General features: G+C 71.5%; 4 protein-coding genes. 2 read left to right on the forward strand and 2 right to left on the reverse strand.

Translation table 11 applies throughout. From position 1 onward, the window contains the following. Window positions 1-28 precede the first annotated feature (28 nt). The gene (locus ABD297_RS03860; protein ID WP_344253153.1) at window positions 29-10,588 is read right to left on the reverse strand and encodes a calcium-binding protein; all 10,560 of its coding nucleotides are present in this window, start codon (window positions 10,586-10,588) and stop codon (window positions 29-31) included. A gap of 245 nt (window positions 10,589-10,833) precedes the next feature. On the opposite strand from ABD297_RS03860, the gene ABD297_RS03865 reads away from it, so the two are divergent. Then, window positions 10,834-11,298 carry an SRPBCC family protein gene (locus ABD297_RS03865; protein WP_344253155.1) on the forward strand — a complete coding sequence of 155 codons (465 nt, stop codon included), beginning with the start codon at window positions 10,834-10,836 and terminating at the stop codon, window positions 11,296-11,298. Further along, window positions 11,295-11,753, forward strand: coding sequence for a GNAT family N-acetyltransferase (locus ABD297_RS03870; protein ID WP_344253157.1), 459 nt, complete (start codon window positions 11,295-11,297; stop codon window positions 11,751-11,753). The genes ABD297_RS03865 and ABD297_RS03870 overlap by 4 nt, the downstream gene beginning before the upstream one ends. Window positions 11,754-11,801: 48 nt before the next feature. On the opposite strand, the gene ABD297_RS03875 is transcribed toward ABD297_RS03870, so the two are convergent. Further along, window positions 11,802-13,766, reverse strand: coding sequence for a M13 family metallopeptidase (locus ABD297_RS03875; protein WP_344253159.1), 1,965 nt, complete (start codon window positions 13,764-13,766; stop codon window positions 11,802-11,804). Between the last annotated feature and the right edge of the window lie 25 nt (window positions 13,767-13,791).

Consider the following 13,791-nt stretch of genomic DNA (forward strand, 5'->3'; position numbering starts at 1 on the left):
CGTGCGTCCGCGGCGTGTCAGGGCGGTGTCAGGGCGTGCAGGCCGTCTCGTCGAAGTGACCGGGCGTGCCCGGGTAGGCCTGCCCCGCGCCGTGCTCGTTCTCGCCGGGGTAGACCATGGCGAGCTCCCGGAAGGCCGAGGTGCCTGGGGTCGTCACGTCGGTGCCGGGACGACCGGCGCTCGAGGACCACGCCAGCTGCTGCAGCCAGCTCTGCATGGCCGGTGAGTGCCCACGCACGTCGTTGAACCCGCCGTACGCCGCGTTGCAGTGCGTGAACAGGTTGTAGGCGCCGTTCCAGTCGATGAGCCGGTCGCCGGCGTTGGGGCCGTTGGCCGTCACGTCGCCCTGGAGCACGTCGCGGTCCCAGCCGCCGTAGAGCCAGTCCGTGCCCTGGTGGTGGTTGTCGTTGGTCGGGTCGCTGTCGGCCAGCCCCGTCATCTCGAACCACAGGCACGGGTCGACCGTGACGACGCTCTTCCTGCTCCCCGTCGTCAGCGGCCAGTCACCGAGCGTGCACCCGCTGCCGGGCGTGTAGGTGCCCCGGGGCCGGACGTCGAGCAGGTCGGAGCCGAGCACGTCCTGCTTGGCAGGGTCGGACTCGCCCGCACCGCCGAAGACGTGGTCGACGAACCGGTCGTCGGTCCCGCGCGAGCTCGGCGTGAAGACCCCGTTGACGAGGCAGTCCGGGGTGGCGGCGTCGAGGACGGCGTCGCAGCCCTGTCCGCCCCACAGGACGTCCTCACCGTCGCCGCCGAAGACGTCGTCGCCGCCGCTGTCGCCGTTGACGACGTCGTCGCCGTAGCCGGCGTGGATGGCGTCGTCGCCCGAGCCGCCACGGATCAGGTCACGGCCGCCCTCGTCCATGCCGTTGTGCGGCATGGCGGCTGCGGTCGAGGTCCCGACCCACTGGTCACCGTCGACGTCGTGGAGCAGGTCGACCCGCCGGTCGTAGGCACCGCGCGGGAAGGCCGTGAACGTCTCCTTGGGCGGGCTGTTGAGAGTCACCGCGGCCTGGCCCGGGCTGTCGCCTGCGCTGAGGTACTGGTTCACGATGCCGCCCCGGTCGCCCACGATGGCGTCGCGACCGCTGTCGCCGGAGATCCGGTCGTCGCCGAGCTCGCCGTAGAGGTCGTCGTCGCCGTAGCCGCCGGAGATCGTGTCGTTGCCGTCCTGCCCCCAGATGCCGTCGTTGCCGTCGTCGCCCCAGATGACGTCGGCACCGAAGGCCCCGACGGGCTCGCACGTCGCCTGCGCCGTGGTGCAGAAGCGGGTGCTCGGGCCCGGGAGGGCGGGGTCGTGCGTGCGTGACGCCGTGGCGTCGGACGGCACGGCCCCGTCGGGATAGCGGTCGGTGTAGACCTTCTCGGACTGCGACCCGGCGCTGCCCTGCACGGTGCGCAGGAGCGAGCCGTTGTCACCGAGCACGACGTCGTCGCCGCCGTTGCCCTCGATGACGTCGGCGCCGTCGCGGAAGCCGGGCACGGCCGAGCCTCCGATGACGTCGTCCTGCCCGGGCGCCGAGCTCGTGCCGCGCAGCAGCGCGGTCGGGCTGGCCGAACCGGGCCAGGCCGCGGTCAGCGTCGAGACGGTCGTGCCGTGGGCCGATGCCTCGCCGAGCGGCAGGTCGCCGAAGAGCTGGTCGGCCCCGCCGTTGCCCTCGACGTGGTCGGCCCCGGCGTCACCGGTCACGGCGTCGTTGCCGTCCTGGCCGAGGAGCACGTCGACACCGTCACCGCCGGAGAGCCGGTCGAACCCGTAGAGCGTCGCCGACGGCGTCGTCAGGGGGTCGGTCCCGAGGTCCCACGGCGAGATGACGCGCGGCGTCGCGGCCGTCCCCGGAGTGCTGCCGAGCCGGACCGTGACCGGGCTCGGCGCCTGGCCGGCCACGGGGCGCAGCACCTGGCCGTTGTCCCCGAGCACGACGTCGTCGCCGGGGCCACCGAAGACGGCGTCGTCGCCGTCGGGCTGGCCGGTCGTCGTCGTGCCGGAGACGCCCGAGCCGGCCGAGGGTGTCGAGCTGCCGCCGACGAGGTCGTCGTCGCCGAGGTCGCCCTCGACCCAGTCGACGCCGGGGCCGCCCTCGACGTAGTCGTCGCCGGCGTCGCCCTCGAGCCGGTCGCTACCGCTCTGGCCGAGCACGACGTCCTGCCCGTCGCCGCCGAAGACGAGGTCGGCACCCGAGTTTGCTGCTGCCGGAAGGGCGCCCAGGTCGAGCAGCGTGATCCGGTGGTTCACGGCGAAGCCGCGCATCCGGGTGATCGGTGTCGCGTCGGCAGCGCTGACCCCTGCCGTCAGGACCGCGTTGTCGCCCGCGACGAGGTCCGCGCCGTCGTCGCCGTAGAGCACGTCGCCCGAGTCGGGTCGACCCACCCCCGGGCTCGCCTGCTCGAAGGAGCCACCGACGATCTCGTCCTCGCCGCGGTCACCGTGGATGGTGTCCGAACCGTTGTTGCCCTCGAGGTGGTCGGCGTCGTCACCGCCGTTGACGCGGTCGTCGCCGAGGCCGCCGTATGCCGTGTCGTTGCCGGACCCCCCGAAGATCTGGTCGCCGCGGCCCGCGTCGGGCGACGTGCCCGCGAGGTCGAACGGGACGGCCGGGGCGTCGGAGGTCGACGTCGGGTCGTCGACGGTGCCGTTGTCGCCGATGAGGATGTCGTCCCCGGTGTCACCGGAGAGCACGTCGCCGGCGTCGGCCGGGTCCTTGTCGGCGCGTCCGGCGGCACGGGTGCCGCCGTAGACGATGTCGTTCCCGTCGCCGCCGCTGGCCCAGTCGGCCCCGTCGTTGCCCTCGATGACGTCCGCCGCGTCCTGGCCGTAGAGGCTGTCGGCGCCGGCGTTGCCGAAGACCAGGTCGGGACCCGAGCCGCCGTAGCCACGGTCGGAGCCCGTGCCGCCCCACACCGAGTCGGCACCGTCGCCACCGAAGAGGACGTCATCGCCCTGCTGTCCGCAGACGCGGTCGTTGCCGCCACCGGCGTCGACCCGGTCGGCTCCACCGCCGGCGGAGATCGTGTCGACCCCCGCACCCCCGGTGATGAGGTCGGGACCGTCGTCGGCGCTCGGGTCGCTGCCGCCCGACGTGCCCTCGGGCACCGGGTCGGAGGCGACGGGCGAGCCCGCACGGCAGGTCTCGTCGGCGGCGGACGACACCGTCGTGGCGTCACGGAGCGTGTCACCGAAGATGGTGGAGGGCCCGTCACCGCCGACGACGTGGTCGCTGCCGAGGCCGCCGACGAGGGTCTTGGGCGAGGACCCCGTGCCGTCCGGCAGTGCGAGGTGCTCGACGGCGCGGGTGCGTCCGAAGGTGACGCCGTCGACCGTCTGGGTGGACGCGAGGCCGCCGACCTTGCTCGGCTCGGCCACGACGTAGTCGTCACCCGGGCCGCCGAAGAGCGCGTCGGAGCCGTAGCCGCCGACGAGGGCGTCCTCGCCGCCGCCGCCCAGGATCCGGGCGTGCTCGGAGCTCGCCGAGTGGCTCGTCACGACGTCCTGCTCGCGACTGCCGTAGACGATGTCGTCGCCCGATCCCGTCTCGATGATGTTGGGGATCTCCGGCTGTCCGGACGGGGTCGTGAGCGTGTCGGCAGGCCCGGCTGCGTCGACGCCGAAGGTCTGCTCGGTCGAGGCGTAGATCGTGTCCGGTCCGCTGCCGCCGGTGAGGGAGTCGCTGCCCTGCCCACCGATGAGGGTGTTGCCCTTCGAGCGGATCGTCGTTCCCGCCGCGGTGCCGGGACGGTCGGCAGCCACGCCCACCTTGTCGTCGCCGGGACCGGCGTTGACCCGGTTGCGGCCGAGGCCGACGCTGATCACGTCGCTCCCGCCGGTGGCCGGGTCCGTCGCCGTCGGGTCGACGTCGAGCTTGCTCCAGTCGACGACGTCGCCGAGGCCGACGGACGTCAGGCCCGAGCTGGCGTGGTCGACGTCGTTGAGCGTCGCCGTGACCGACCTCGTTGCCACCGGACCTCCGTCGCTCGAGAGGCTGCCGTCACCGGAGACGAGGTCGTCGCCCTGACCGGTCGTGATGGTGTCGTCCCCGGCGCCTCCGGCCACGCGCGCCACCTTGCCCGGGGCGTCCGCGGTGACGATGCGGTCGTCACCCGCGCCTCCGTCGACCCACGAGTTGCCGGTGCCCGTCTGGATCTGGTCCTTGCCGGGCGTGCCGAACACGACGGCGTCCCTGTCGAACGCGGTCAGGTCGGCCGCGCTCGTCGTCGAGGAGGGGTTGGAGTCCTTCTTCCCGTCGCCGACGAGGCTGACGATGATCGGCGTCGAGGATCCCCTGCCGTCGACGACGACTCGCTGGAGGTTCGGGTCGAGGTACTCCCGGCGCTCTCCGAGCATCTGGACGGCGAAGCCGTCGAAGTCGGGGTTGGTGCCGGCGTCGTCGCCGGGCTTCTGGGCGAAGCGCAGCGCCGTGACCTTGACGACGTCCGACTCGGTGGCGGCGGTGTTGCCCCAGGGCGCGCCGCGGGCGGCGTCGGTGCCGAAGTGTCCGGCGAAGACGACGAGGGTGTCGCCGGTCGTCCCGCCGAGACGTGGCGGTGGTGGGGTGCAGTTCGGTTTCGCCGTGAAGTCGAGCAGCGTGATGTCCGCGAGGTTGATCGAGAAGGACACGCTGAACGGTGAGAAGCCGAGCGTGACGTAGAGCCGGAGGAACAGGCTGAGCCGACCCGTCGTCGTGAAGAGGCACAACGGGTTGTTGACGGCGGTCTGGAGGAACTCGCTGACGCGGAACTTCCCGTCGTTGTTGGGGTCGTTCCAGTGGAACCCGATGGTCAGGTGCAGCCCGCCCTCGATGCCGACCGTGATGATGACGGCCGTGACGGCCGCTCCCGCAGCGATCTCGCCGTCGAGCTGGACGACCGGCACGGGACGGCCGGCGGAGTCCGTCGTCTTGAAGTAGAGGCCGTCGAGGAGCTTGACGGCGTCGACGGGCGCCCCCTTCTGGGCGGCCTCCACGGCATACCGGATCCCGGCGGTGTCGAGCCCGGCCATGAAGCGCAGGGTCACCGACGCGGAGCCCGACAGCGTCACCATGACCGGCGGCGGCGCATAGACGGGACCGAACGACTGACGCCACGTGAAGCCGAGCGTCAGCGGGCCGCTGTCGAACTCGACGAGCGAGACGTCGCTGCCCATGAGCAGGCTGAAGACCGACGACGGGTTGTCGAGGATCGGGAAGGTGAACCCGGACTTGTTGGCCGAGCCCTCGTCACCGGCGGAGCCGAAGACCTTGCCCTTGCCGCCCTTGGAGTTGAGGGCGTTCTTGACGTCGCTCTCGCTCGCGGGCGCGGACGTGTCGATGAGGGAGGTGCCGGCTCCCGGCTCGAGGCTGCTCGTCGGTGAGACGTCCGTGTCGAGCGCCCTGGGCCCGCTCACGGTGAAGCTGCCGATGGGGATGAGGCAGCTCGGGTCGACGGTTCCGTGACCGCACTCGGGAAGGTGGTTGAGGAGCGTCGTCAGCGCGGCGATCTTGTCGACGAACTCGAGCTTGGGACCTCCCGCCACGGTGTTGAACGTCTTGGCGAGCGTCATGAGGCTGACGTCGCCGCCGCCCGCCATCCGGCTGAGGTCGGACAGCACGGGGATCGGTGCGTACAGCGTGTCGAGCACCGGCTGGAGGGGACCCGTCACCGACTTGACCTTCGTCAGCACCGGACCGAGGAGGTTGGACAGGAAGCCACCCGCGTCGATGGCGACGTCCTTGAACTCGATCGTCGGGGCGCCGAGGTGCTTGAGGTCCTTGTCGGCGAACTCCCAGCCGAGGACGAAGTTCGTCTGGACGCCGGGCAGCACCGAGTCGGCGGACGCCTTGACGAGCCAGTCGGCCTTGACCTTCGCGGTGAGCGAGATCCCGAAGAGCGAGGAGACGTCGCCGTCGCCGATGTCGGCGATGGTCAGCACCGACGCGTCCGACTCCGTCGCGTCCCGCGACTTGAGGTCGACGAGGAAGGCCCCGGCGAACAGGGGCGCGGTGTTCCTCTTCGTCACGTCGATGTCGAGGAAGGCGAGCTTGGCCTTCATCGAGCTCGGCATGTCGAAGCGCGCGCCGAGCCCGAACTCGGGCGCGGCTGCGCCGTTCTGCCAGGCGTCGTGGGTGTAGATGACGAAGCCCTTGTCGGTGTTGACCCCGGCCTTGAGGTGCAGCTGCATGCCGAGGCCGTAGGTGATCGCATCGTCCGTGCCGGCCTTGAGTGCGAGACCCGGGATGCCGATGTCGAGCGGGAGCTTCTTGCCGTCCCCGAGGCAGCCCGAACCGGCCACACAGCCGTCGTCCGGCGTGATCGTGCCGGCCTTGACGGTGAACGCCAGGCTGATCCCGTTGATGCTCGTCGTCGGGCAGTCGGTGCGATCGGGCTTGGTGCTCACCGGGGTGTAGGCGGACGCCGTGGCGCTGCCGTCGTCGGTGAAGGACTGGGCGCTCCCGGAGGCCGCGTCGACGACCTTGACGAGCTCGAACGCGCCGCCGTCCTTGCTGCGCAGCACCTTGTACTTCGTCGCCCCGGCGGATGCCGTCCACGCGACCTTGATGGAGTTGCCGCCACCGAGAGTGGTCCAGGAGGTGGTCGCCTCGGGGCTCGCGGCCGAGGGGACCGTGTCGCCCGTCGTGCCGGAGCCGCTGCCCTGGCTCGCCACGATCTCGTAGCGCCACTTCGTGGCACCCGTCGTGGCCGGAGTGGCGACCAGGGTCGGGGCAGCGGTCGGTTCCAGCTTGAGCTTACACTCGTAGTCGACCTCGAGCGTCGTCTGCTGGAGGCCCGCGGCGCTGATCGCCTCGGCGAGCTTGGCGTTGACGTAGGTGCGCGCCTCGGACGGGCTGGCCGGGATGTTGCCGAGCTTCGCCTTGATCTCGGACCGCAGGCGCCCGATGGAGTCCGCGCCCTGCTGGAGGTCCTTGCCGACGAACGGCAGCTTGCCGTCGAAGGTCGCGAGGCGCATGGCCTGCTCGATCTTCTCGAGGTAGCCGTCGAGGCCGGGGCCGATCTGGGTGAAGTCGGCGAAGGCGCTGGCGAACGCCGCCGACAGGTCGGGCACGTCGAAGCGCTTCTTCGTGGCGTCGGGGGCGGGCAGGTTGCCCGAGAGGGTGGTGAGGTCGGCCGGGTCCGTGGAGTCGGGCAGACGCAGCGCGATCGACCCCAGCGAGGCCGGAGCGCTGCCCGGCACCATGGCGTAGAGCGGGACGGTGCCGCACACCATGAGCTTGGTCGTCAGCCCCTCGCCGCAGTCGACGGGGGTGTTGGAGGCGTTGAAGCCCACATCGAGACCCGACAGGAAGGTCGAGAAGCTGACCGGCGTGTCCGGGCCGGCGCTCGCGTCGGCGAGGTCGAGGCTGAGGTCGGCCTTGAGGGCCACCTGCTTGGCGGCGTCGCCGCCCGGATCCCCCGCCGAGACGGTCAGCGGACCGATGGTGCCGGCCACCCGCCCGCTGAACGTCGCGGACGCCGCGACGCTGAGCTTCGAGTCCTGCAGCACCTTGAGCGAGGCCGCATCCGCCGGGCCGGTGCCCGGGGCGAGCGGCACGACGAGGCCGACGTCGACGCCGCCCTTGACGTGCACCGACCCCTGACCGGTCGCGGCGGCCGAGACGAGCGACTGGTCGCCACCGAGGTCGAGCCGCAGGGGCGCGTTGGTCCGGTAGTCCCGCTTCCAGTCGAGGGCGAGCACGACGCTCGGCGTGCCTGCGTCGTCGAGGTAGCGGAAGTGCAGTGCCCCGGTGCCGAGACGCTGGTCGAGGAACGCGACGAGGTCCTGCATGTTCTGCGGTGGGTGGACCGACAAGATGTCGATGGCGTCGTCGAGCGGCGACCTGAAGGTGTATGCCGTGTCGTCCGTGGGCTTGGTCGCCCAGCTGTCGGTCAGCGTTACGGTGTCACCGGACACCGACGCGACGACGGCCACCTGGGTCCCGACGACGACCGTGCGCCCGACGAACGAGCTGTCGAACGTGCGCCCCACGTGCTGCAGGGTGTTCACGCCGTAGTGGACGTCGCTGCCGACGCCGGAGGAGTCACGCTGCATGAGCTGGCGCAGCGACGTCCCGGTGCCGGGGATCTCGCGGCTGTAGACGCCGTTCGTGCCGCCGGGCTGGGCGTCTGCGAGCTGGGCGGCCAGGGTCTGCAGGGTCTTGAGCACGATGGCGAAGAGCTCGGCCTGCGAACCCGGCTTGATGTCGAGGGCGAAGATGCTGCCGAGCTTGCTGAGGTCGAGGTGCGGCCCGTTCGCCCCGGAGAGCTGGGTGACGTCGTTCCACGTCGCCGAGACACCGACGTCGGTGCCGGCGGGCAGGAAGCCGTCCGCGTCGGGGATCGAGGCCTTGAGGTCCGCGGTCGCCCGGACGTTGAGGTCGACGTCGAGCAGGTCGCCCGCCTGGCTCGGCCCGGTCGGGCTCGAGGTCACGAGCTTGTCGAAGAGCTCGCGCAGCCGGATGTCGTGCTGCGCGTCGCCGGCCTGCTTGAGACCGATGGACAGCATGTGGCCCGAGCCGGGTGCGGAGCAGTCCGCCGGGGCAGCGCCGTTGCACACGGCGAGGTGGCCCTTGAGGCGCACCTGGAAGAAGCCGGCGTTCGCGGTGAAGTCCACCGCGGTGTCGATCGGGAAGTCGGCGGTGAGCAGCGGGCTCCCGGTCCGCACGAGGACCCGGTCGGCCCCCAGCGGGAGCGAGGTCACGTTCGTCTTGAAGGCCCCCGTGGTCTGGAGGAACGGGCACGCCTGGGTGTTGCCCTCGAAGCCGATGCACGCGTCCCCGGTGCGGGCGTCCTGGAGGTCGAGCACCAGGGTCAGGTCGGCGGCGAAGGACGGCTTGACGGTGGCGAACGTCTGGGCGGAGTTGGCCCGGAGGATGCCCCGTCGCGGCCCTCCTGCCACCGGCTGGTCGGTGAGCCGGTCACCGAAGGTGACGGCACCGAGCTGCGCCTCCGGGCCGACGATGACGAACGGCGTGCTGGCAGAGGGCTGCCCGCCGATCCACGGGCCGGACAGCGTCAGCGAGCTCTTCGTGTTGGACGCGATCTCGCCGGCGGACGTGCCGGCCATGACGCGCATGCCGGCCCACTGGTTCGCCTGCCAGGGCTGGGTGCCGTCGTCGAGCGCCAGGCCGGTGGCGGCATACGTCGCCGACGGACGCGACGTGCGCGCGCTGCCGGCGTCCATCGCGACTCCCGCCGCCGGCGCCGTCCGGACCATCCTCATGCGGAAGACGAGCTTGCTCGTCGTCGGGTCCCAGGCCAGGTCGTCGAGGCCGACGCCGGCCGTCTTGAGCTTGGCGATGAGGTCCTGCAGCGAGTCGAAGGTCGGGTTGCCGACGGTCGTCGCGTCGAAGCCCGCCGGCGACGGCTGGTCGGGGTCGGGCTGCTGGACGACGTTGGCCTTGAGGAAGTCGACGAGCACCTGGTTGGCCTTCACGGCGTCGGACACGGTCCCGCGCAGGAACGGCAGGTCCAGGTTGCCCGTCGTCGGCAGCGGTCCGGCGCCGTCCGGGTCGAACTTCGCCTGCTGGATGCCCGACAGCGCGACGGCCACCTGGGCGAGCCCGTCGGCGAGGTCGCGCAGGCTCATGTTCTGGAACTTGCCGACGAGCCCGGCGAGGGTCGGAGCGGTCACGGTGGGCGTGCCGGTGGAGATGTTCGGCCAGGCGACCGACACGTCGGCGGCGACGTTGCTCGGGAAGCTCACGCCGGCAAGGCCGCTCGTGTCCGCGGCGACCGACAGCGTCCCCTTGACCGACCCCGGTGTCCCGGGGTCGGACGGTGAGCCGGTCGGGTCGAGGTTCGCCGAGACCAGGCCCGCCAGCGAACCGTCGGCGGCGAGCTCGCCGTCGCCGGCTCCGGCAGCGTCGAACGCCAGCACCCCGTCGTTGTTCGGGTCGTCGATGCGCGCGTAGGCATGTGACGTGACGGTGAAGTCCGTGCTGCTCAGGGTCACCCCGAGGATGCCGACGGCCGCCTTGGCGGAGCCGGAGAGCGTGGCACTCACGTCGACGTCGAGGCGCGGCGCGTGGGCGGAGTCGCTCGCCAGGTAGACGCGGTTGGTCGTCGGGCCGGTCCAGACCACCCAGAGGGAGAGGGTCGCCTCGACGGCGGCGGTGACGCCCTTGGGCGAGCTCAGCTCGACCTTGGGGCTCACGGAGCTGACGGCGAGCGCCTGCTGCGTGGCGGTCCGGGTGACGACGAGGTTGACGTGCACGCGCTTGCCGTCGCCGACGTCGTCGACCGACACGTCGAGCGTCCCGGTGCGGCCACCCGGCAGGGAGACCGCCTCGCCGGAGGTCGCGAGGTCGGCCCAGGTCGTCGTGCCCGCCAAGGCCGTGGCCACCCCCTTGTCGACGAGGTCGTCGACGCCGGCGAGACCACCGGGGCTGGCCGAGACGTACGGGATCGCCTTGCCCAGGGCGCCGACGGCGGCGAGCCCGGCGGTCCACGTGGCGAGGTTCCGCGTGCCGCCGCTTCCGCCGAGGAGCGCGACGACGCGGTCGACACCCGGGTCCGGGGCGGCGGCATACGCCGGCGACTGCCCCGCGAGCGCTCCCACGACGACGAGGAGCGAGGTGACACCGGCTCCGAGGGCACGACGAATCGACTTGCGCAGCATGACTCTCCCCAAGCGGGGGCGCGTCGTGTGCCCGTTCCCTGCGCGAGCCGTGTCCGCCACGCCATCCCTCGGCTCAAGGTATTAAGGAACCCGTCACATGTCCCGGTAATCGTCGTAAATGACTGGGATTCGGTGATATCGGGACGAGTGTGACGCGTGTGACGAAACGGGCGGTTGCGAGAGCAGCGGCGGGGCACGGCCGCGTCCGACCGCGTCGACGACTGCCGCGGTGGCAGGATGCGGCCATGGCCGACAAGAGCTTCCACCTCAGCCGCGAGACGACGATCGCCGCTCCCCCGGAGCGGGTGCACGCCCTCGTCAACGACTTCCACGAGTGGCAGGCGTGGTCGCCGTGGGAGGGCATCGACCCGGCGATGGAACGCACCTACACCGGCGCGCCCACCGGCGTCGGAGCCGTCTACGCCTGGCGCGGCAACAGCAAGGCCGGCGAGGGCCGCATGGAGATCCTCGAGTCCGAGCCGCAGCACGTCGCGGTCGACCTCCTGTTCGCCGCGCCGATGAAGGCCCACAACCGCGTCGACTTCACCCTGACTCCAGCCGGCGACGGCACGCACGTCGAGTGGGCCATGACCGGCCCCCAGAACGTCGTCATGCGCCTCATGAGCAAGGTCTGGTCGATGGAGAAGATCGTCGGCCCCGACTTCGAGAAGGGGCTCGCCCAGCTCAAGGTCGCCGCCGAGAGCGCATGAGCCCGTTGGTGATCCGGCCCGCGACCCGTGATGACGTCGCGGCGGTCGTGGCCCTGCTGGCCGACGATCCGTTGGGCGCGGCGCGCGAGGACCCCGGCGACACGAAGACGTACGACACGGCATACGACCGCATCGTGGCCGACCCCGGGCAGCACCTCGTCGTCGCCGAGAGGGACGGAGTCGTCGTCGGGACGCTCCAGCTGAGCGACATCCCCGGGCTGTCGCGGCGCGGCGCCACCCGCTCGATCATCGAGGGCGTCCGCGTCGCGCGGGACGAGCGCGGCTCGGGCCTCGGGACCGAGCTCCTCACCTGGGCGGTCGAGGAGTCACGCCGGCTGGGCGCCACCCTCGTGCAGCTGACGAGCGACGCGAGCCGCACCGACGCCCGCCGCTTCTACGAGCGGCTCGGGTTCGTGGCCTCCCACGTGGGCTTCAAGCTCCCGCTGGACGACTGACCCCCGGGCGCGAGCCCACGGGGTCGGTCGTCACGGCGTCTGCGGACGTCAGAAGATCCGGACGCGCTGGTCCTCCTCGAGCCACATCGCGTCGTCGGGCTTGACCCCGAACGCCTCGTGGAACTCCGTCACGTTGCGCACGGCGTTGCCGCGCACGTCCTGCGGGGAGTGCGGGTCGATGGCGAGCAGGCGGATGGCCTCGGCCTCGCGCGCCTTGCCGCGCCACACCTGCGCCCAGCCGATGAAGAAGCGCTGCGGTCCGGTGAAGCCGTCGAGCTCCGGCATGCCGCCGTCCTCCGTCGCGATGCGGTAGGCCGCGTAGCCGATCTGCAGGCCGCCGAGGTCGCCGATGTTCTCGCCGACGGTCAGGCCGCCGTTGACCTTGTGGTCCTCGGAGAGCCCGGCCGGCGTGTAGGTGCTGAACTGCTCGATGAGCCGCTGGGACAGGGCGTCGAACCGCTCGCGATCGGCCTCGGTCCACCAGTCCCGCAGGGCGCCGGTGCCGTCGTAGCGCGAGCCCTGGTCGTCGAAGCCGTGGCCGAGCTCGTGGCCGATCACCGCGCCGATGCCGCCGTAGTTGACGGCGTCGTCGGCCTCGAGGTCGAAGAACGGCGGCTGCAGGATCGCGGCCGGGAAGACGATCTCGTTCATCGACGGCATGTAGTAGGCGTTGACCGTCTGGGGCAGCATGAACCACTCGCTGCGGTCGATCGGGCGCCCGACCTTGGCCAGGTTGCGGTCGACCTCGAACGCCGTGCTGCGCCTGACGTTGCCGACGAGGTCAGCCGGGTCGATCTGGATCGCGGAGTAGTCGCGCCACACGTCGGGGTAGCCGATCTTCGGCGTGAACGCGTCGAGCTTGTCGACGGCCTGCGCGCGCGTCTCGGGGCCCATCCACTCGAGCGAGGAGAAGGACCTGCGGAAGGCCTCGACGAGGTTGGCGACGAGCTCCTGCATGCGGGCCTTGGCCGCGGGCGGGAACCACCGTTCGGCATAGAGACGGCCGACGGCCTCACCGATGCACGCCTCGACGACGGAGACACCGCGCTTCCAGCGCTCCTTGTTCTCGGGCTGGCCCGAGAGCGTGCGGCCGTAGAAGTCGAAGTCCTCGTCGACGAAGGACTGCGGCAGCACCGAGGCGAACTCCGACAGGACGTGCCACGTCAGCCACGAGCGCCAGTCGGCGATGTCGGTCGACTCGAGCGCTGCGCCCAGGCCGGAGACGAAGCTGGGCTGGCGGACCACGACCTTGTCGAACGAACCCGCCGGCGCCTGGAGACCGGAAAGCCAAGCCTCCCAAGGGAGCTGGGGTGACAGCTCCTTGACCTCCGCGAAGGTGTGGGCGTTGTAGGTCTTGATGGCGTCGCGGTTGCTGACGGTGTCCCAGTGTGAGGCGGCGAGCAGGGTCTCGAGCGCCATGATGCTCGTCGCCTTCGACTCGGCGTCGGGGATGCCGGCGAGGCCGAGGAGTCGTCCGACGTGGGCGACATAGGCCGTCCGGATGTCGGAGTACTTCTCCTCGCGGTAGTAGGACTCGTCGGGAAGCCCCAGGCCTCCCTGCTCGAGGTAGACGACGTAGTCCTCCGGCGAGCGCTCGTCGGGCGAGACGAACTGCTGGACGACCCCGGCAACACCGTCACGCGCGAGCCGGCCGAGCGCGACGCCGAGCGACTCGACGTCGTCGACGGCAGCGACCTCGGACAGCACGGCCTGCAGCGGCGCGAGCCCGAGCTCCTCGATGCGGTCCGTGTCGGTGAAGCTCGCGTAGAGGTCACCCACCTGCCGCTTCGGGGTGCCCGGGGCGCCGTCGTCGGCGCCGGCCGCCTCCTCGATGAGGTCACGGACCCGCGCCGTCGACTCCTCGCGCAGGATGTCGAAGGTGCCGAAGCGGGCCCGGTCACCCGGGATCTCCGTCGTGTCGAGCCACGTCCCGTTGACGAACCTGAAGAGGTCGTCCTGGGGCCGGGTCGACCGGTCGAGGGCCTCGAGGCTGATGCCGGACTTTCTGAGCACGTGATCTCCCCTTTGCGTGTGCCGG

Source organism: Terrabacter carboxydivorans, from assembly GCF_039532035.1.
Lineage (GTDB): Bacteria > Actinomycetota > Actinomycetes > Actinomycetales > Dermatophilaceae > Terrabacter > Terrabacter carboxydivorans.

Coding starts and splice junctions, on each gene's coding strand:
- ABD297_RS03860 (WP_344253153.1), bottom strand. CDS start 10,588: ATGCTGCGCAAGTCGATTCGTCGTGCCCTCGGAGCCGGTGTCACCTCG.
- ABD297_RS03865 (WP_344253155.1), top strand. CDS start 10,834: ATGGCCGACAAGAGCTTCCACCTCAGCCGCGAGACGACGATCGCCGCT.
- ABD297_RS03870 (WP_344253157.1), top strand. CDS start 11,295: ATGAGCCCGTTGGTGATCCGGCCCGCGACCCGTGATGACGTCGCGGCG.